The organism is Chromobacterium sp. Panama, assembly GCF_003052555.1.
Lineage (GTDB): Bacteria > Pseudomonadota > Gammaproteobacteria > Burkholderiales > Chromobacteriaceae > Chromobacterium.
In genome coordinates this window covers 4,801-23,716 of the sequence record NZ_QARX01000001.1, presented here as the reverse complement: position 1 = coordinate 23,716, position 18,916 = coordinate 4,801, and the positions used below count along the sequence as shown (strand labels likewise).

The following is an 18,916-nucleotide window of genomic DNA, read 5'->3' as shown; positions in this document are numbered from 1 at the left end:
TTGGTTTTTTATTATTCAAGCCAGAATCATGGCTTGAGCCTTCCGCACTATGTCGCTCACTCCCCACTCCTGTATCGACGCCAAAGCTTATCGGCCGGACATCGACGGCCTGCGCGCGCTGGCCGTGCTCAGCGTGGTCGCTTTCCACATCGGCCTGCCCGGATTCGGCGGCGGCTTTGTCGGCGTAGATATATTCTTCGTCATTTCCGGCTTCCTGATCAGCGGCCTGCTGCGGCAGGAATTGCTTGCGCAAGGCCGCATCGACTTCAAGGCTTTCTACGCTCGCCGCATCCGCAGGCTTGCGCCCGCGCTGGCGCTGGTGCTGGCCGTCAGCCTGGCGCTGGCCTACTTCGTGATGCTGCCGGACGACCAGATCAAGCTGGGACGGGAAGTCCGCGCGGTCGCCACGCTGTCCGCCAACCATCACTTTCTCAAGCACGCTTTTGATTATTTCGACTCCGACGCCGACCTCAAAGTCTTGCTGCACACTTGGTCGCTGGCGGTGGAGGAGCAATATTATCTGGTCTGGCCCTTGCTGCTATGGGGCGTCTTCCGCCTGAGCAAGGGGGATCGCCATGTCACCGACCTGCGCATGCGTCTGGCCCTGGGCACGGTCTTGCTCGGATCGCTGGGCTTGAGCTTATGGCTAAGCTATCGCGATACGCCGCAAGCCTTTTACCTGATGCCCGCCCGCGCCTGGGAATTCGCCGCCGGCGCCCTGCTGGCCTTGCTGCCGCCCCCGCGCGGAGGCCGGCGCCTGGCCTTGCCCATCGCCGCGCTGGGCCTGGCGCTGCTGCTGGCGTCCATCGCGCTGCTGAATGAACGCATGGTCTTTCCCGGCGTCATCGTGTTGCTGCCGGTCATCGGCAGCGTGCTGTTCATTCTGGCCGGCATGCTGGACCCGTCCAATCCGATAAGCCGCTGCATCGGCTCCCGTCCCTGGACCAGCATCGGCCTTCTGTCCTACGGCTTTTATCTGTGGCACTGGCCCTTGCTGGCGCTGGGCCGCTATTGGGGCCTGGGCGAACGCGATCTGACACGCGACCTGTTCTTGGGCGGCGTCCTGGCACTGGCGCTGGCCTGGCTGAGTTACCGCTATGTGGAACAACCGCTGCGCCGGGGACAATGGCGGAAGCTGCGCGATACCCGATCCACGCTGCGAACCGGCCTCGGCATCACCCTCGGCCTATGGCTGCTGGGCACGGTCGCCATGTATTTGCCCAAGCACTTTCCTTGGCCGGGACAGCAAAGCATTCTGCAGGCCAAGCGCGACGCTTTCCATTTTGTCGGCGATTGCGGCATGCCGGCCGCCGGCGTCCCCTTGTCCCCGCGCGCCCAATGCCTGATCGGCGCGCCCAGCGCGCCGCTTAAACTGCTGGCCTGGGGCGACTCCCACACCGACCATCTGATGCCGCTGTACGACGCGCTGGCCAAGGAGCGCGGCATCGCCATCCTGCGCCGGGTCTACCACGGTTGCCCGCCGCTGGCCGACGCCATGCCGGTGGGCGAAGGCAAGAAACGCAGTTGGTGCCCCAGCTTCGCGCGGGCCGTGCGCGCGGAATTGCCGCAGCTGGCGGCCCAAGGCGTCACCGGCGTGCTGCTCAACGCGCGCTGGAACAGCTATACCGCCCAAGATCTGCCGGGCAGACCGGCCATGACCGGTCTGGTGGCCGCCGGTCTCGAAGGCGTCCCCAGCGTATCCGGCGGCATGAAGGCCGGCGTCGCTCCGCTGGACCGCCCCTCCTCGCTGCAGGTCCTGGAGCAATCGCTGGACCGCAGCGCGCAAGACATGGCCGGCCTGGGACTGAAAATCGTCCTGGTGCTGCCGGAGGCGGAGATGAGCAAGTCGCCGCCGGAATGCGTGGCCCGCTTGGGCGCGGCGGCCTGCAACGCGCCGCGCGCGGACGTTGAGCGACATCGCCTGCAGATTGTTCAGCTGCTGCAACGCGTCGCCGCCCGTCACCCCAACATCCGCTTGTGGGACCCCCTGGATCCGTTCTGCGACGCCAAGACCTGCTTCGCCAGCCGCGACGGCAAAGTGCGCTACCAGGACAAGGACCATATCACCGCCAGCATGGCGCTGACCTTGACGGATAGTTTCCGCCCCAGCTTCGACTGGGCGAGAAGCGCCGAACGCTGAACCCGCCCTCCTCGAAATGGCAGCCTCCCGGCTGCCATTTTCGCTTTTACCCACGCAATGCCGACGATGCCGACGCCTGGTGTAAAATGGCGCTTTGCCTGAACCAGATAGACACCTCGCCATGACAGATCTCCTCGCCGGCCTCAATCCAGAACAACTGCGCGCCGTCACCTGGCCCGACAAGAGCGCGCTGGTGCTGGCCGGCGCGGGCAGCGGCAAGACCCGGGTGCTGACCACCCGCATCGCCTGGCTGTTGTCCACCGGACAAACCAGTCCCAGCGGCGTTCTGGCGGTAACCTTCACCAACAAGGCCGCGCGCGAGATGCAGACCCGGCTGGCGACCATGGTGCCGGTCAACGTGCGCACCATGTGGATAGGCACTTTCCACGGCCTGTGCAACCGCTTCCTGCGCTCCCACTACCGCGACGCCGGCCTGCCGCAGACCTTCCAGATTCTGGACTCCGCCGACCAACAGGCGGCGATCAAGCGCCTGCTGAAAAGCCTGGAACTGTCCGACGAGAAATTCCCGCCGCGCGCGGTGCAAAGCTTCATCAACGGCAGCAAGGAAGCCGGCCTGCGCGCCGACAAGCTGCCGCCGGCGCTCAATCCCTACGAAGCCAAGCTGGTGGAGCTGTACGCCACCTACGACGCCCAATGCCGCCGCGAAGGCGTGGTGGACTTCGCCGAACTGCTGTTGCGCAGCTACGAACTGCTGAGCGCCAACCAGGCGCTGCGCCAACATTATTGCAGCCGCTTCCGCCACATCCTGGTGGACGAGTTCCAGGACACCAACCGCCTGCAGTACGCCTGGCTCAAGCTCTTGGCCGGCGACGGCGGCTCCTTGTTCGCCGTCGGCGACGACGACCAGAGCATCTACGCCTTCCGCGGCGCGGAAGTGGGCAATATGCGCTCCCTGCTCAACGACTTCTCGGTCAGCGAACCGGTGCGGTTGGAACAGAACTATCGTTCGATGGGCAATATCCTCAATGCCGCCAACGCGCTGATCGAGCAGAACGACGGCCGGCTGGGCAAGAATCTGTGGACCGACGCCGGCGAGGGCGAAAAGATCCGCCTGTTCGAAGCCTACTCCGACGGCGAGGAAGCCGAGTTCATCAGCGACGAGGTGCGCAGCCTCAAGCGGGACGGCTTCAATCTGTCCGACATGGCCATTCTCTACCGTTCCAACGCCCAGTCGCGCTTGCTGGAACACGTGCTGGTCAACGCCCAGATTCCCTACCGCATTTACGGCGGCCTGCGCTTCTTCGAACGCCAGGAAGTCAAACACGCGCTGGCTTATCTGCGCCTGATCGCCAACCCGGAAGACGACAACGCGCTGCTGCGCGTGATCAATGTGCCGGCGCGCGGCATCGGCGCGCGCACGGTGGAAGGCCTGCAAGCGGTCAGCCGCGAGCAGGGCGTCACCCTGTGGCAGGCCGCCTGCGCCTCCGGCGGCGGCCGCACCGCGGCCAAACTGGGCGAGTTCGTGCTGCTGGTGGAACGCATGCGCGAACGGGGCCGCGAGCTGCCGCTGGCCGAAGCCGTCAGCCTGGCCATAGACGACTCCGGCCTGCGCGCGATGTACGAGCAAGACAAGAAAGAAGGCGAAGAGCGGCTGGCCAACCTGGACGAATTGATCAACGCCGCCGCCGGCTTCATGCCGGACGAGCCGGCGCAAGCGCTGACCGAATTCCTCAGCGCCGCCAGCCTGGAAGCCGGCGAACACCAGGCCGAAGCCGGCAGCGATGCGCTGCAACTGATGACGGTGCACGCCGCCAAGGGCCTGGAATTCGACGCCGTCTTCGTCTCCGGCCTGGAAGAAGGCCTGTTCCCACATGAAAACAGCATGAACGATGGCAAGGGCCTGCAAGAAGAACGCCGGCTGATGTACGTGGCCATCACCCGCGCGCGTCAGCGCCTCTATCTGTCCAACGCGCAAAGCCGCATGCTGCACGGCCAGAGCCGCTACCCCATCCGCTCGCGCTTCGTCGACGAAATCCCGGCGGAGCTCACCCACGACCTATCTGCTAAAGTGAAAGCGACGGCCAAGACAAATGCATCGACAAATGCATCCTGGCGCGCGGTTCCGAAGGTGGGCCGCGTGGCCGCCGACAACAGCCAGGGCTTCCGCATCGGCCAATCGGTGGAACACGCCAAGTTCGGCAGCGGCGTGGTGATCAACGCCGAAGGCGGCGGCGAGGATGTGCGCCTGCAAATCAACTTCGCCGAGCACGGCGTGAAGTGGCTGGATCTGCGCTACGCCAAGCTGAGCGCCGGCTAAGCCTCTCGCCGCGGCGGCGGCCGCTTGAGCGATTTTTGTAAGTCGCACTGATGACAGTTTGCGGAGAATCGTCAAAGATAGCGAGATGAGCACAGCCAACACCAACTCGACCACCTTCCAGAGCGTCGCCGCCGCCAGCAAGACCGGCGCCGCGCCGCGGAAAAGCTACGACGATCCGTACAGCAAGCGTCTGTTCCTGATCATAGACAGCCTGCCGGAAATGCAGCGCGCGCTGGCGATGACCCTTTCCTCCTTCGGCGCCGACAAGGTGGAGTACGCCAGCAAGGCCGGCGACGCGCTGGCCAAGATGGGCAAGTACGAGTTCGACGTGGTGCTGTGCGACTACGATCTGGGCAACGGCTACGACGGCCTCTACCTGTTCGAAGAGGTCAAGGAACGCAATCTGATCAAGCAGTCCTGCGTGTTCATGATCGTCACCGGCGAGCGCCGCTCCCAGCGCGTGATCTCCGCCGCGGAACTGGGGCCGGACGACTACCTGCTCAAACCCTTCACCGGCGAAGTGCTGCGCGAGCGGCTGGAAAAAGCGATGCGCCGCCGCGAAGCCTTCCGTCTGGTGGACGAGGCCATCATGCGCCACGAATACCTGAGCGCCATCGAAGTCTGCACGCGCCTGATCGGCGAGCGAGGCGAATTCACGCTGGACTTCATGAAGCTCAAGGGCTCGCTGGCGCTGAAGATAGGCGACTTCGACAGCGCGCGTTCCCTGTACATGGACGTGCTGCGCATCAAGCCGGTGCCCTGGGCCAAGATGGGCCTGGCCAAATCGCTGACCGGGCTGAAAGCCTACGACGAAGCGCGGCTGCTGTTCGAAGAGGTGCTCACCGACAACGACCGGGTGATGGAAGCCTACGATTGGCTGGCCAAGCTCTACCGTAGCAACCACAATCTGGACGAAGCCCAGGCCACCTTGAAACAGGCCACCGACATCTCGCCGGTGGTGTTCCGCCGCCAGCAGCAGCTGGCGGAAGTGGCCCTGCTCAATAATCAGCTGGAAGTGGCGGAAGGCGCCTGCCAGACCACGCTGGACATCGCCAAATACACCTGGCACCGCAGCCCCACCCACTACGCCGCGCTGGCGCGGGTGCAACTGGCGCGCGGCGACACCGCCAACGTCGGCCGCACCCTGTCCAATCTGCGCCGCGACTACCGCTACAACGAAGAAGGCGAATGGATGGCCGGCGTGGTGGACAGCCAGCTGCAAAACAAAAAGGGCAACCGCGACAAGGCGCGTCAGTTGTTTAGCGACGCCGAGACCAAATTCCGCCAGCTGGCGCCCAAACTCAGCAGCGACGCGCAGATGGAGTTCGCCCGCGCCTGCTACGCCCAGGGCCACAAGGACGCCGGCAACAGCGTGATGCGCGATCTGGTGCGCAACCATCACGACGACGAGGAACTGCTGGCGCGCTTCGGCGACATGTTCGAAGAAGTGGGCCTGGGCGAGGACGGCCGCCAGCTGATCGCCGACAATGTGCAATCGGTGCTGGAACTCAACAACCAGGCGGTGCGCGAAGCCCAGGCCGGGCAATTCGACTCCGCCATCGAGCGCTTCGTCAAAGCCCACGAGGAAATGCCGCAAAACATCCAGGTCATGCTCAACCTGATCAACGCCACCATGGCCTACGTCCACCGCCAGGGCTGGCACGAAAGCCATATGCGCCGCGCCCACGACATGCTGAGCAAGGTGCGCGACCTCGCCCCCACCAACAACAAGTTCCAGAAAATCCTGCAAGCCTGGCGCATGCTGGTGGAAAAGCTGGGCAAGCCGCAATGGGTGCTGTAAGCCCCTGGCAAGATTGGCGCGCGCTGGTGGTGGACGACGAACCGCTGGCCTGCGAGCGCCTGCGCCAACTGCTGCGCGAGCAAGGCCTGCAGCATGTTTACTGCCTGACCGACAGCCGCCAGGCCATGAGCTGGCTGGCGCAAAACCCGGCCGACATCGTGCTGGCCGACATCTCCATGCCCGGCGTTTCCGGCCTGGAACTGGCTCAGCAACTGCGGCGCCAGCCGCTGGCGCCGCAGCTGATCTTCACCACCGCCCATGAACAGTACGCGGTCAGCGCCTTCGAACTGGAGGCCATAGACTACCTGCTCAAGCCGGTGCGGCGCGAACGCCTGCGTCAGGCGCTGGAGCGCGCCGGCCGCCAGCGCGGCGATGCGCCGCAGCCGGAGGCCAGCTTCACCGTGCGCCAGCGCGACCGCCTGCTGCCCATCCCCTTCTCCCAGGCCCGCTACCTCAAGGCCGAACTCAAATACGTCACCCTGGTGACCCCGGACGCGGAATACCTGCTGGACGAAACCCTGATCGCGCTGGAACAGCGGCTGGGCGACGCCGCCGTGCGCATCCACCGCAATTGCTTGGTGATGCGCCACGCGCTGCGCGAGCTGTTCCGCGCCAGCGCGGACGGCGAGGAACAATGGCAGGTGCGCCTGGCCGATATCGGCCAGCCTCTGCCGGTCAGCCGGCGGCAGCTGGCCGGCATCAAGCAATGCCTGCACCAGCAGGACTAGGCGCGCCCTTCCCTCCCCGCGCGCCGTCGCCATATATACAGATCACAAAACCAAAGCATCTGTAATCATTGATGGCAGAAAGCTGCGTTCTGATTTTCAATCGCATCAAGCTTGACTTTAGTCATTTGTCATTATCAGAACTAAAACTATCATCCTTGCCCATGCGCACGGTTCGCGCGGCAGCGTCCCGCCGCCGGCCATACATTCATTTTTGGGCAAGGAGCGGTCATGCGGTCATTGAAAATCATCTTGTTGTCGTCGGCGTTCAACGGACTCACCCAGCGCGCCTGGCTGGAATTGCGCCAGTCCGGCCACCAAGTCAGCGTGCAGCTGTTCACCAATGAACAGGAAGTCAGCGCCAACATCCAGCAATCCGGCGCCGATCTCGTCATCTGCCCCTTCCTCAAGGACCGGGTGCCGGAAACCCTGTGGCGCGACGCCAGCCGGCCGGTGGTCATCATCCACCCCGGCATCATCGGCGACCGCGGCGCCTCGGCGCTGGACTGGGCCATCACGCTGCGGGAAAAACGCTGGGGCGTCACCGCGCTGCAGGCGGTGGAGGAAATGGACGCCGGCCCGATCTGGTCCAGCTGCGAATTCGACATGCCGCCGGACGTGCGCAAATCCGAGCTCTACAACGGCCCGGTCAGCGACGCCGCCCTGTATTGCATCCGCGACGTGGTGGAGAAGTTCGGCACCGGCTTCGCGCCCGCGCCGCTGGACTACGGCCAAGCGCATGTGCGCGGCCGGCTGCAAGCCAATATGCGGCAAAGCGACCGCGCCTTCCTGTGGCAACAGCCCGCCGCCGAGATCAAGCGCCGCATCGACGCCGCCGACGGTCAGCCCGGCGTGCTGACGCAACTGGCCGGCGGCGACTACTACGTCTACGACGCCCATCTGGACTACCGCGCCGGCCAGCCTGGCCAACTGCTGGCGGTGCACGACGACGCCGTGCTGGTGGGCGCCGGCGAGCACAGCCTGTGGCTGGGCGCGCTGCGCCGCAAGCCGGAGGCCGGCGAAGAAACCTTCAAACGCCCGGCGCGCCATGTGCTGGCCGGCTTGCTGGACGACGTGCCGCGGCTGGACTGGAGCCTCGCCACCCATCCTCACTGCGAGGAAAGCTATCAGCCCATCCGCTACCGCGAATACGGCCGCGTCGGCGAGCTGACCTTCGAGTTCTACAACGGCGCGATGAGCACCGAGCAATGCCGGCGGCTGAGCGAGGCCCTGCGCTGGGCCAAGGCCCAGGACACCAGCGTGCTGCTGGTGCGCGGCGGCCGCGGCAGCTTCAGCAACGGCGTCCACCTCAACGTGATCCAGGCCGCGCTGGAACCGGGGCTGGAAGCCTGGGCCAATATCCAGGCCATAGACGACGTCTGCCAGGAAATGCTGACTGCGCGGCAGCTGGTGGTGTCCGGCCTGACCGGCAACGCCGGCGCCGGCGGCGTGATGCTGGCCCTGGCCGCCGATCTGGTGTTCGCCCGCGGCGGCGTGGTGCTCAACCCGCACTACAAGACCATGGGCCTGTACGGCTCGGAATACTGGACCTACAGCCTGCCGCGCGCGGTGGGCGAGGAACAGGCCCGGCAACTGACCGAAGCCTGCCTGCCGCTGAGCGCGCGCGAAGCCTGGCGTCTGGGCATGGTCCACGACATCGGCCCGCACGACCCGCACGACTTCGGCGTCTGGCTGCGGCAGGCCGCCGGACTGGCGCTGAGCGACGACCGCTTCCGCCCGCAGCGCGCGCGCAAGGCCGAGCTGGATCTGGAGCGCATGGAGCGCTGCCGCCAGACCGAGCTGCTGGAGATGCGCCAGGACATGGTGGAAAACCGCGGCCAGTTCCTGGAAAAATGCCGCAACTTCGTGCTCAAGCGCAAAGCCTGCGGCACGCCGCAACGCCTGATCGCCGACTGGGCGCAGGCGCGCTGAGCAACGGCGAGACGGCGTTTAATACAGCCTTCAAAGAGCAAAGGCCCGTCTCTTCAACGCCCAAACGGCCCGCCCTGGCGGGCCGTTTGATTTCAATCTCATCCCGAAAAACCACAGTATTGTTTTACGTACAACTACTTAAAACCCGCTTTTTCATCAGTCAAAGCTAAAAAATAGCCGCTCCTTCTTATAAAATCTGTCATCCCCTCTTTCCCCCTTCCTACGGTTGCTACATGCGGACACGGCTGGTTTATGCAGGATGCATCGCGATATGGCTGGTGCTGAGTGCGCTAGTGGCCCTGTCGGTCGCCAGTCACGCGCTGCTGGGCGCGGAGCAGCAATTCAACCGCGACGCCCTGCTGCTGTCCGAACAGCTCAATCAAAAACTGCAAAGCCATGAAACCGTGCTGGACAGCTACGCCACCTTCAGCACGCTGGACCGCAGCTGGAGCCTGCCGTCCGAGAAAAGGCTGGCCCGGCAACTGCTGCGCCGTTATCCACAGATCCAGTGGCTGGGGCATATCGAACGCATCAGTCCCGGCCAATTGCCGATGTTCAGACAACGCTTGAAGCAGCTGTACGGCCAGGCGCTGCCCCTGCCCGCCGCCAGCGGCGACGGCTGGGAAGGCCGCTTCGGCCTGTTCCCGCTCGCCTTCATCGAACCCATGCCCCAGCCCGGCCTGCTGGCCGCGGACCTGGGCCGGCTGCAAGCCGCGCGCCAAGCCCTTCAGAACGCGCTGGAAAGCGGACGGATGGAAATCTCCAGTCAGATCAAGTTGCCCGGCCTGCCGGCCGGCTATCTGCTGATCCGCGCCATGGACGATATGCTGAGCAAACCGCTGGCCGCCCCGCTGGCGCCGGCCCACTTCGCCGCCATGGCGATACGCGCCGACAGCCTGCTGCCCAGCCCGCTGGCACTGCGCGAGGGCGTGGAAGTGCGCCTGTTCCACCGCAACGACCCGCCGCCCGGCCCGCCCACCCTGCTGCGCGACGCGGCACGCGCCAGCGCCCTGGAAACCCTGCTCTTCCCCCGGCTGGAAGCCCGCCATCCGCTGGGCGGCGCCAGCCAGCCGCTCTTGCTCACCATCAGCCAGCAACTGGGCTGGCGGCAGATAGGCGCGTTTGAATGGGGCATGCTGCTATTCCTGTCGCTGGCCTTGCTGGCCGGCTTGCTGCTGGTATCGCACCACTATCTGCAACTGGCGCACGGACGTCGCCAGCGCGAAAACCAACTGTTCTACCTGGCCAATCACGACCGTCTGACCGGCCTGGCCAACCGCAATCTGTTCTACGACCGGCTGCAACACGCCATCTCGCGGGTGGACCGCAGCGGCAAGCGGCTGGCCTTGCTGTTCCTGGATCTGGATCGCTTCAAACCGGTGAACGACACCTACGGCCACATCACCGGCGACCGCATCCTGCAACTGATCGCCGCCCGCATCAAGGAAGAGCTGCGCGGCGAAGACACGGTGGCGCGGCTGGGCGGCGACGAGTTCGTGGTGCTGATGGAAGACATAGAATCCAACCGCGAGGCGGACAAAATCGTCAATCGCCTGAAACAGGTGATTCATCAGCCCTACGAGGTCAACGATAACCTGATCACGGTGGGCGTCAGCATCGGCATCGCCTATTACCCGGAGGACGGCCTGTTGATCGACGAACTGCTGACGGTGGCGGACCGCAAAATGTACGGCGACAAGCGCGAGATCGCGGCGGCGGGCGCCGAGACGGCCTGATCCCAGGCCGCCGCAACCCCGCCCCCGCTAATGCGCGGCCTCCCCAAGCGCGACGCCTGACGACGCCGTCTCCCGCGGCCGCGCCAGGCCGTTGAACCAGACATTCAGCGCCACCGCGCTGACCGTGGCCAACAGGATGCCGCTGTGCAGCAGCGGCGCCAGCACCTCCGGCAGTTGCCGGAAAAAACCGGGCGACACCGTGGGAATCATGCCCAGGCCCAGGCTGATGGCCACCACCAGCAGATTATGCCGCTGCGTCTGATAGTCCACCTTGCCCAGAATCTTGATGCCGGTGGCCAGCACCATGCCGAACATCACCAGGCCGGCCCCGCCCAGCACAAAGGGCGGAATCGAGGCCACGATCAGCGACATCTTGGGCACCAGGCCAAACACCACCAGGATGCCGCCGGCCATCACGCACACCCAGCGGCTGCTGACCCCGGTGACGCCCACCAGGCCGACGTTCTGGGAAAACGAGGTATGCGGGAAGGAATTGAACAGACCGCCGATCACCGTGCCCAGCGCGTCCACCCGCAGACCGCGCACCAAGGCCGCCCTGTCCACCGGACGCTCCACGATCTCCCCCAGCGCCAGAAACATGCCCATGGACTCCACGAAGATGATCAGCATCACCACGGTCAGCGTCAGGATGGACCACAGCTCAAAGCGCGGCATGCCGAAACGGAAGGGCGCGATGGGCGCGAACCAGGCCGCCTCGCCCAGGCCGCCCAAATTGACCTTGCCCAGCAGCAAGGCCAGGACAAAGCCGAACAGCAAACCCAGCAACACCGCGATATTGCAGAAAAAGCCTTTCAGATAGCGGGTGATCAATAGGATGAACACCAGCACCGCCACCGACACCCCCAGATAAAGCGGATGGCCGTAATCCGGATTGCCCCTGCCGCCGGCGGCCCAGTCTATGCCGACGCGGATGATGGACAGGCCGATGGAGGTGATCACCACCCCAGTGACCAGCGGCGGAAACAGGCCGATCAAGCGCCCCATCAGCGGCACCAGCAACAGGCTGAGCACCCCGGCGCCGATGGTGGCCCCGAAGATGCCGGGCAGGCCCAGCGCCGGGTTGCCGCCAATGGCCACCATCGGGCCCACGGCGGCGAAAGTCACCGCCATGATCACCGGCAGCCGGATACCCAGACCGCGGAAGCCCACGCACTGCAATAGCGTCACCAGCCCGCAACAGAATAAATCGGCGCTGATCAAGAACGCGATCTGCTCCTTGGGCAAGCCCAAGGAACCGCCGATGATCAGCGGCACCGCCACCGCGCCGGCGTACATCACCAACACATGCTGCAGGCCCAGGGTGAACAGCTTGCCCGCCGGCAGGGGCTGATCCACCGGGTGCACCGTCTGCTTGCCATCCATGCTCGTCTCCTTGGTAGATGCCGGGCCGCTTTTTCAAACACGCGGTCCTGGCGACTTGCGGGTATTACACAATCGACTCCTTGACAGCAAAAAGGGAAGGCGGCGCAGGCTCAGCCCGCGCCGCCCGGTTTGATCAGGCAGGGGCGCGACAAGACGGCCTCGTCGCAGTTGTCGCCGGCGCCGATGCGGTCCAGCAGAATGAAATCGCCCACCTGCTCCAGACAAGTCAGCGGGTGGTGCCAGGTGCCGCGGTGGTAGTTGACGCCCTGATCCCCGCGCGCCAGGAAGGCGCGGATCCGGTCTTCGTCCGGGCGGTCGCCCATGCCTGCCGGCGCCACCACCACCACGCAGGCGGCGCCGCTGCAGGGAATGAAGGCCTGGCTGCCCAGCGGATGCCGTTCCAGCATGCGGATCTCCAACGGCAGGCCATGCGCGTCGCCGCGCGCCATGCTGATGCCGGGCTGGCCGCCGCCGGCCTCCACCAGACCCAGCCGGTGATAGCGGCGAGTGCTGCCCTGATTGATGGGAAACCAATCGCTGCCGTCGATTTCGATCACATCGCCAAACGGGGCGAACGCCTGTTTGGTCAACGGTTCCAAGCTTAGAATCCTCATGCCTCGCTCCTCAACAGAACGCCGTCGGCAAGGGCGAGCGGCTCAATCCGCCAGCCGTCCCCAAATCCGCAGCCGGCTGACCCCGCCGTCCGGGAAGATGTTCAGCCGCACATGGGTGACCGCGCCCAGATCGCGCAGCATGGTCTTGTCGTAAAAATGCTGCCGGTCCATCTCGGTTTTCTGCTCCGGCAACAAGTGCTCCCAAAACATGGCTTGGGTCACGATGGATTGATCGGTGCCTTGACGAACGTAAGCCGCCTGCACCGAGACCCGATCCGGGTAATTGCCCTTGAAATGCGCGGTGTCGACTTCGATGCTGTCCACCAGCGCCGCATGTCCCAGCTCGACGATGCACCAGTCGTTGCCCGGCTCTCGGCGGCGGCGGGTTTCCCAGCCGTCGCCCATATTCACACCGCGCCCCGGCATGATCAGCCGGAAGGGCACGCCGAAATGGGCGTCGTTATAGGCGACGATGCGGCCGCCCTTTTCCAGCGCCGACACCTCATGCAGCGCGGCCGGGTCCTGCCGCGCCCAGTCGCAGGCGGGCTGGCCGTAGACGCGGAAACGCGCCACGCCGCCGTCCGGGTAAATATTCAAACGCAGATGGGTCCAATCGCGCGCATCGTCGATGGCGATGAAATGATGGGCGCTGGCGCCCAAGGAAGTGGCCGGCAGGATTTCCACCCACTCGCTGCCTTCGTCCGGATCGCCGGCCGAACGGCAGGCGTCCACCGAGGCCGCCGGCGGGTAGTTGCCGCTGAAGTGGCTGGTATCGATGTCCAGTCCCTTGATCACCCCGGGCAGGCCCAGCTTGATCACCGCGTGGTCGTAGCCGCCGTTGCGGCGGCGGCGGGTTTCCCAGCCGTCCATCCACTTGCCGTGATCGTCGAACTCGCCGACGATGAACACCGGCTCGGACGCTTGCAGCATCCGCTCCGCCGTGGCGAACCATTGATCGGAACAGGCCAGGACCCTGGCGCCGAAATCCGCCGCGGCCAGATTGGCGTAACGCCGGGCGAACTCCGGCACCTCGACCGCCGGGGCGTGCAGCGCCGTTCCCGCCGGGTGATTGACAAGCGCCATCAGACTTTCTCCTTATCAATGACGTCGGCGCGCGCGCCGTACGCCGTTCATGCCGCCAGCCGGCCCCAAATCAGAGCCAGCCCCAAGACGAGAAAAAACAAGGCCGAAACCTTGAGGAAGACGAGCCGCAGCACCACCAGACGCTGGAAGAACAGCTCCGCCAACAGGCCGTACGCGGTCTTGCACGATAAATCGATCGCCACCCAGCCGGCCGCCATCCAGCCCAGTTGCGGCGCCAGCGGCGCTTGGGCGTTGATGAACTGCGGCAGCAGCGCCACGAAAAAAGCGATGTCCTTGGGATTGCTGATGCCCAGCAGAAAAGCATGGGAAAACCATTGCGCCGGCGCCGCCTTTCGGCTGCCCTGAGCCGCCGCGGCCCGGCCGGCGCCGCGCCAGGTCTTGAAACCCAGCCACAGCAGATAGCCGGCCCCCAGCGTCTGCAGGACGGAGAACAGACCGGGAGAGGCCAGGATCAGCGCGCCCACGCCCAAGGCGGACAAAAGCAGCAGCGACAAAGACGCCAGCACGCCGCCGGCAAACGCCGGCCAGGCGCGCAACAGGCCATGCTCGGCGCTGGTGGCGACCATGAACAGCGACAGGGGGCCGGGCACGGCGATCACTACCAGGATGGACAACAAGTACATGACGAGAATCTGGCTGGACATGGCGGCTCCGGTCTAGGCGCGGGATCAGGAAGAAATCAGTTCGGCCAAGCGCAGGCCGGCGATCCGATAGATTTGCTGCAAACAGGCCAGCCGTTCCGCCTCCGGCTCGGCAGCCAGCCGCCGCTGGAACTCGGCGATGACGCCGGCGCGCCCATAGCCGCGCACCGCCAGGATGAAGGGAAAACCGAAACGGGCCCGATAGTCGACGTTCAGCCGCCGCAACAACTCCAGTTCCTGCGGCGAACACTGATCCAGGCCGGCGCCGCCTTGCTCGGCGGCGGATTCGGCGGTCAACTCCCCGCGCAGCGCGGCCTTGCCGGCCAGCTCCGGGTGGGCGCGGATCAGTTTCAATTGCGCCTCCGCGCCCGCCTCCTCCACCTGCCGCCGCATGCAGCCGTGCAGGTCAGCCACGCTGGCGAACGGCCTCAGGCCGGCCGCCTGCGCCGCCACCCACGGCGAGTGCTCGAAAACACCGCCCAGCGCGGCGACGAACTGCTCCGTCGGCAGGGCGTTGATGCGTTCCAGCGTCAAGGACATGGCCGCTCTCCGGTGAAAGGATGCGTCTCCCGCCAATGCCGGGCGATGTCCAGCCGCCGGCAGATCCATACCCGCGGATGACGCTCCAGATAATCGAGAAAACGACACAGGCCGGCAAAGCGGCCGGGCCGGCCGATCAAGCGGCAATGCAGGCCCACCGACAACATGCGCGGCTTGTCCGCCCCTTCGGCGTACAGCACGTCGAACGCGTCTTTCAGATAGCTGAAAAAATGCTCGCCGGTATTGAAGCCCTGCGCGGTGGCGAAGCGCATATCGTTGGTGTCCAGCGCGTAAGGCACGATCAGATGCGGCTGCTCGCCGCCGTCGCTGCGCCGCACCAGGGTCCAGAACGGCAAATCGTCGCCGTAGTAATCGGAGTCGTAGAGAAAGCCGCCGTCGTCCGCCACCAGCCGGCGCGTATTGGGGCTGTCGCGGCCGGTGTACCAGCCGGACGGACGCTGGCCGGTCAAACGACGGATCGCCTCCACGCAGCGCCGCATGTGCTCGCGCTCCACCGCTTCGTCCACCTGCTGATAATGCAGCCAGCGATAGCCGTGGCCGGCGATCTCGTGGCCCAGCTCCGCCATCGCGCCGGCCAGTTCCGGATGCCGCTCCAAAGCCATGCCGACGCCGAACACCGTCAAGGGCAGGCCGCGCCGCTCAAACTCGCGCAGAATGCGCCACACCCCGGCGCGCGAGCCGTACTCGTAAATCGACTCCATCGACAGATGCCGCGCCGGGTAGGCCTCCGCGCCGATGATTTCCGACAAGAACTGCTCGGAGCCGGCGTCGCCGTGCAACACGCAACTCTCGCCGCCTTCCTCGTAATTGAGCACGAACTGCACGGCGATGCGCGCCGCGCCCGGCCAGTTGGCCTCCGGCAGATCGCGGCCGTAGCCGATCAAATCGCGTGGGTAATCCGCCTGCATGGCCATCCTTCCCGCTGTCAGCGCTTAAGGTTGAACACCGTCCACGGGTCCAAATGGGTGTGGGTTTCCACCTTCATCCGCCGCTCGCAATCCTCCAGATGATGGTGCATCGCCGCCGCCGCGCCGGCGCGGTCCCCCGCCTCCAGCCGCGTCAGAATCGCCTCATGCTCGTCGAAGGAACAAGCGCTGCGGCCGGGCACATCGTATAAGGCGATGATCAGCGAAGTGCGCGAACACAGGCCGTGCATCAACTCGGTCAACACCTCGTTGTCGGCCAGCCGCGCCAATTGCACATGGAAGGCGTTGGACAGACGGATCCAACTGACCCGGTCTCCGCGCTCGAAGGCGGCGCGCTCGTCGGCCACCATGCGCCGCATCGGCGGCAGGCGCTCGGCCAGATCGGGCAAGGCCAGCAGCTTGTCCAGAATCGCCGCCTCCACCATGCGCCGCGCCTCGAACACATCGCGGGTTTCCTTCTCGTCCGGCTTGGCGACGAAAGCGCCGCGGTTGGGCAGGATGTCGACGATCTTGTCGTGCGCCAGCTGGGCCAGCGCGCTGCGGGCGCTGCTGCGCGAGCATTGAAAGGCATCACACAGCACCGCCTCGGTCAGCTTGACCCCCGGCAATAAGCGCTGGTCTATCACCGCGTCGAAGATTTCCCAGTACAAGCGATCGGCGTCATTGCCCGGCGCGCCGTCGCCCACCAAGGTGGACGCCCTGGGCGCTGCGGCCTGCGTTCCGTTAGCGGAATGCAACATGTCCTCTCCCGGTATTTCCATATCCCGCTCTATGCCTTCAGAATTTTGTTGACAATTATTGTCGTTGGCAAACACTATCGTCAACACAAATTGTCGACAATTTTAAATCGCCATCGCGAACAACAAGATCGACAACAGGTCCGCCAGATCGGGCCGCACAACAAAGGAGAAACAACCGTGGGCAAATTGACCACCCATGTGCTGGACACCATGCACGGCAAGCCGGCGGCGGGCGTGCGCTGCCAGTTGTACCGGCTGGACGGAGAACAAAGGCTGTTGCTGGCCGAGGCGACGACCAACAGCGACGGCCGCTGCGAACGGCCGCTGCTGGAAGGCGAGCAACTGCGCGCCGGCGTGTACGAACTGCTGTTCCATGCCGGCGATTATTTCGCCGCCCAAGGCGTGAAGCTGCCGGAACCGCGCTTTCTAGATCAGGTGCTGCTGCGCTTCGGCGTCGCCAAGGCGGACGAAAACTTCCATGTGCCGCTGGTCCTGACGCCGTGGAGCTACTCCACCTACCGCGGCAGTTGACGCTGTTCCCGTCCCCCACCCGGAAACCTCGCCATGGAAAACTACCTGCTGGAGCTGGGCAACCTGCTGCTGCGCTGGTTGCACGTGATCGCCGCCATCGCCTGGATAGGCGAATCGATTTACTTCGTCATGTTGGACAACAGCCTGTCGCCGCCCGCCGCCGCCGATGCCCGGCGCGGCCTGCACGGCGAGATGTTCGCCGTACACGGCGGCGGCTTTTACCATAACCAGAAATACCTGGGCCAACCGCCCTTCCCGCTGGACGACAAGCTGCACTGGTCATTCTGGAAATCCTACGCCACCTGGCTGTCCGGCTTTGGCCTGTTCTCCCTGCTCTACCTGCTCAATCCCACCTTCTACCTGGTCAACCCCGCCAGCCCCTGGGCCTGGGCGGCGGCCTTGTCCGGCGGCGCGGCCGCCTTAATCGCCGTCGCCTTCCTCTTGGGCGGCTGGCTGGCCTACGATCAGCTCTGCCGCCGCATCAGCCCGGACATGAACCGCGACGGCGCGCTCAGCCTGGCCGTGGCGCTGCTGATGGCGCTGGCGGCCTACGCCAGCAGCCACATCTTCCAGGGCCGCGCCGCCTTCCTGATCACCGGCGCGGTCATGGCCACCTGCATGTCGGCCAATGTCCTGTTCTGGATCATCCCCGGCCAGCGCCGCATGGTGCGCGCCATCCAGGCCGGCGACAAACCCAATCCGCTGGATGGGCTGCGCGGCAAGCAGCGCTCGGTGCACAACACCTATTTCACGCTGCCGGTGGTGTTCCTGATGATCAGCAACCACTACGCCTTCACCTTCGGCAGCCGCCACGCCTGGCTGATCATGGTGCTGTTCATCCTGTCCGGCGCGCTGATCCGCCAATACTTCGTGCTGCGCCACTCCGGCCGCCAGCGGCCGCTGCTGCCGGCGCTGGGCGGCCTGCTGCTGGTCGGCGTGGCGCTATTGGCCGCGCCGCCCCCGCCCAATACCGCGCCCGCGGCGCCGCAAGCCGCGGCGGACGCCCCTGAACCGGCGGCGGCGCAAACGGCGGCCGATGTCCGTCTGCGGCAGATTCACGCCATCATTCAAAACCGCTGCCTCTCCTGTCACTCGGCCACGCCCAGTCAGGCCGGCTTCGTGGCGCCGCCGGCCGGCCTGAAGTTTGACGATGCGCAGGAGATCCTCATCAACGCGCACCGAATCAAGCAGGCGGTGGCGTCCAAATACATGCCGCTGGCCAATTTGACCCAGATGACCCAGGAAGAGCGCGAGACTCTGGCGAAATGGGGGCCGGCGCCCGGCCGCTAACGCAACGCCGACCCGTTTGAAAATGGCGAGCGGCTTAGCCATATGGGTTGACTGGGGATAACTTTCCCATTCCGCCCCATCTGTGGATATCTTGAAACGATCAAGAAGAAGCCGCCTCGCCTTGACCCCCGCCCGCCGCTCGGCAACAATCCTCACGTTGCCGCCAAAACAAGCGGCACACGGGATTGGCGTCCCGTCCTCTACTTACCAACTTCTGCTTACGCGGCATGCCGCGTGAGCAGCTTTACTATGGCCGTGCCATTTGGCAGGCGCATGGTGGGGGAGTGCCATGCACTCACTGGTTTGGTAAGTAGACCAGTACGCCAATCCTGCCACGCGCCTGCCTCACCTCAGCTTCCCCGGCAGGTGGTTTATCTTGTGTCACAGCAGGAGAAACACCATGCAACAGCCTCAAAACTTTCCCCCGCGCCGTCGCTACAAATTGAACGCTCTGGAGCAACAGAGCGCACTGCTGCCCTTCGTCCGCTTCTGTCCCGGCCGCACCTACCCGCAT

15 protein-coding genes are annotated in these 18,916 nt (G+C 65.2%); 8 read left to right on the top strand and 7 right to left on the bottom strand.

Going from position 1 to position 18,916, the window contains the following annotated elements:
• Positions 1 to 49 precede the first annotated feature (49 nt).
• From DB032_RS00095 to DB032_RS00070, 6 genes are all read left to right on the top strand, one after another.
• Positions 50 to 2,140 (top strand): acyltransferase family protein, encoded by a 2,091-nt coding sequence (locus DB032_RS00095; protein WP_107797764.1) that lies wholly within the window; start codon positions 50 to 52, stop codon positions 2,138 to 2,140.
• Positions 2,141 to 2,261: 121 nt separating this feature from the next.
• Complete coding sequence (locus DB032_RS00090) at positions 2,262 to 4,418, top strand: UvrD-helicase domain-containing protein (protein WP_107797763.1); 2,157 nt, start codon at positions 2,262 to 2,264, stop codon at positions 4,416 to 4,418.
• An 85-nt stretch (positions 4,419 to 4,503) separates the two neighbouring features.
• Positions 4,504 to 6,219 carry a tetratricopeptide repeat-containing response regulator gene (locus DB032_RS00085; protein ID WP_107797762.1) on the top strand — a complete coding sequence of 572 codons (1,716 nt, stop codon included), beginning with the start codon at positions 4,504 to 4,506 and terminating at the stop codon, positions 6,217 to 6,219.
• Positions 6,207 to 6,947, top strand: coding sequence for a LytTR family DNA-binding domain-containing protein (locus DB032_RS00080; protein ID WP_107797761.1), 741 nt, complete (start codon positions 6,207 to 6,209; stop codon positions 6,945 to 6,947). Before DB032_RS00085 ends, DB032_RS00080 begins: the two co-directional genes overlap by 13 nt.
• Before the next feature lie 228 nt (positions 6,948 to 7,175).
• Complete coding sequence (locus DB032_RS00075) at positions 7,176 to 8,876, top strand: hydrogenase maturation protein (protein ID WP_107797760.1); 1,701 nt, start codon at positions 7,176 to 7,178, stop codon at positions 8,874 to 8,876.
• A 278-nt stretch (positions 8,877 to 9,154) separates the two neighbouring features.
• A complete protein-coding gene (locus DB032_RS00070) occupies positions 9,155 to 10,612 on the top strand; it encodes a sensor domain-containing diguanylate cyclase (RefSeq protein WP_158274199.1) in 1,458 nt (485 codons plus the stop codon).
• A 27-nt stretch (positions 10,613 to 10,639) separates the two neighbouring features.
• Here DB032_RS00070 and DB032_RS00065 read toward each other — a convergent pair whose 3' ends face one another.
• The 7 genes from DB032_RS00065 to DB032_RS00035 all read right to left on the bottom strand — a co-directional run bounded on the left by DB032_RS00065 (position 10,640) and on the right by DB032_RS00035 (position 16,581).
• The gene (locus DB032_RS00065) at positions 10,640 to 11,995 is read right to left on the bottom strand and encodes a nucleobase:cation symporter-2 family protein (protein ID WP_107797758.1); all 1,356 of its coding nucleotides are present in this window, start codon (positions 11,993 to 11,995) and stop codon (positions 10,640 to 10,642) included.
• A 110-nt stretch (positions 11,996 to 12,105) separates the two neighbouring features.
• Entirely contained in the window at positions 12,106 to 12,609 is a 504-nt protein-coding gene (locus DB032_RS00060; protein WP_107797757.1) for an ureidoglycolate lyase, read from the bottom strand.
• A 42-nt stretch (positions 12,610 to 12,651) separates the two neighbouring features.
• Positions 12,652 to 13,692 (bottom strand): allantoicase, encoded by a 1,041-nt coding sequence (gene alc, locus DB032_RS00055; protein WP_107797756.1) that lies wholly within the window; start codon positions 13,690 to 13,692, stop codon positions 12,652 to 12,654.
• 47 nt (positions 13,693 to 13,739) lie between these two features.
• Positions 13,740 to 14,357, bottom strand: coding sequence for a LysE family translocator (locus DB032_RS00050; RefSeq protein ID WP_107797755.1), 618 nt, complete (start codon positions 14,355 to 14,357; stop codon positions 13,740 to 13,742).
• A 24-nt stretch (positions 14,358 to 14,381) separates the two neighbouring features.
• Positions 14,382 to 14,894 carry a 2-oxo-4-hydroxy-4-carboxy-5-ureidoimidazoline decarboxylase gene (uraD, locus tag DB032_RS00045; RefSeq protein ID WP_107797754.1) on the bottom strand — a complete coding sequence of 171 codons (513 nt, stop codon included), beginning with the start codon at positions 14,892 to 14,894 and terminating at the stop codon, positions 14,382 to 14,384.
• Positions 14,885 to 15,823 carry an allantoinase PuuE gene (gene puuE / locus DB032_RS00040; RefSeq protein WP_199225779.1) on the bottom strand — a complete coding sequence of 313 codons (939 nt, stop codon included), beginning with the start codon at positions 15,821 to 15,823 and terminating at the stop codon, positions 14,885 to 14,887. Before puuE ends, uraD begins: the two co-directional genes overlap by 10 nt.
• 17 nt (positions 15,824 to 15,840) lie before the next feature.
• On the bottom strand, positions 15,841 to 16,581 hold the full coding sequence (locus DB032_RS00035; protein ID WP_107797752.1) for a GntR family transcriptional regulator: 741 nt from the start codon (positions 16,579 to 16,581) through the stop codon (positions 15,841 to 15,843).
• A gap of 177 nt (positions 16,582 to 16,758) precedes the next feature.
• Between DB032_RS00035 and uraH the strand changes: the two genes are divergently transcribed.
• Together uraH and DB032_RS00025 are read left to right on the top strand one after the other, a co-directional pair.
• On the top strand, positions 16,759 to 17,112 hold the full coding sequence (uraH, locus tag DB032_RS00030; RefSeq protein WP_107797751.1) for a hydroxyisourate hydrolase: 354 nt from the start codon (positions 16,759 to 16,761) through the stop codon (positions 17,110 to 17,112).
• 33 nt (positions 17,113 to 17,145) lie between these two features.
• Complete coding sequence (locus DB032_RS00025; RefSeq protein WP_107797750.1) at positions 17,146 to 18,402, top strand: urate hydroxylase PuuD; 1,257 nt, start codon at positions 17,146 to 17,148, stop codon at positions 18,400 to 18,402.
• Positions 18,403 to 18,916 lie beyond the last annotated feature (514 nt).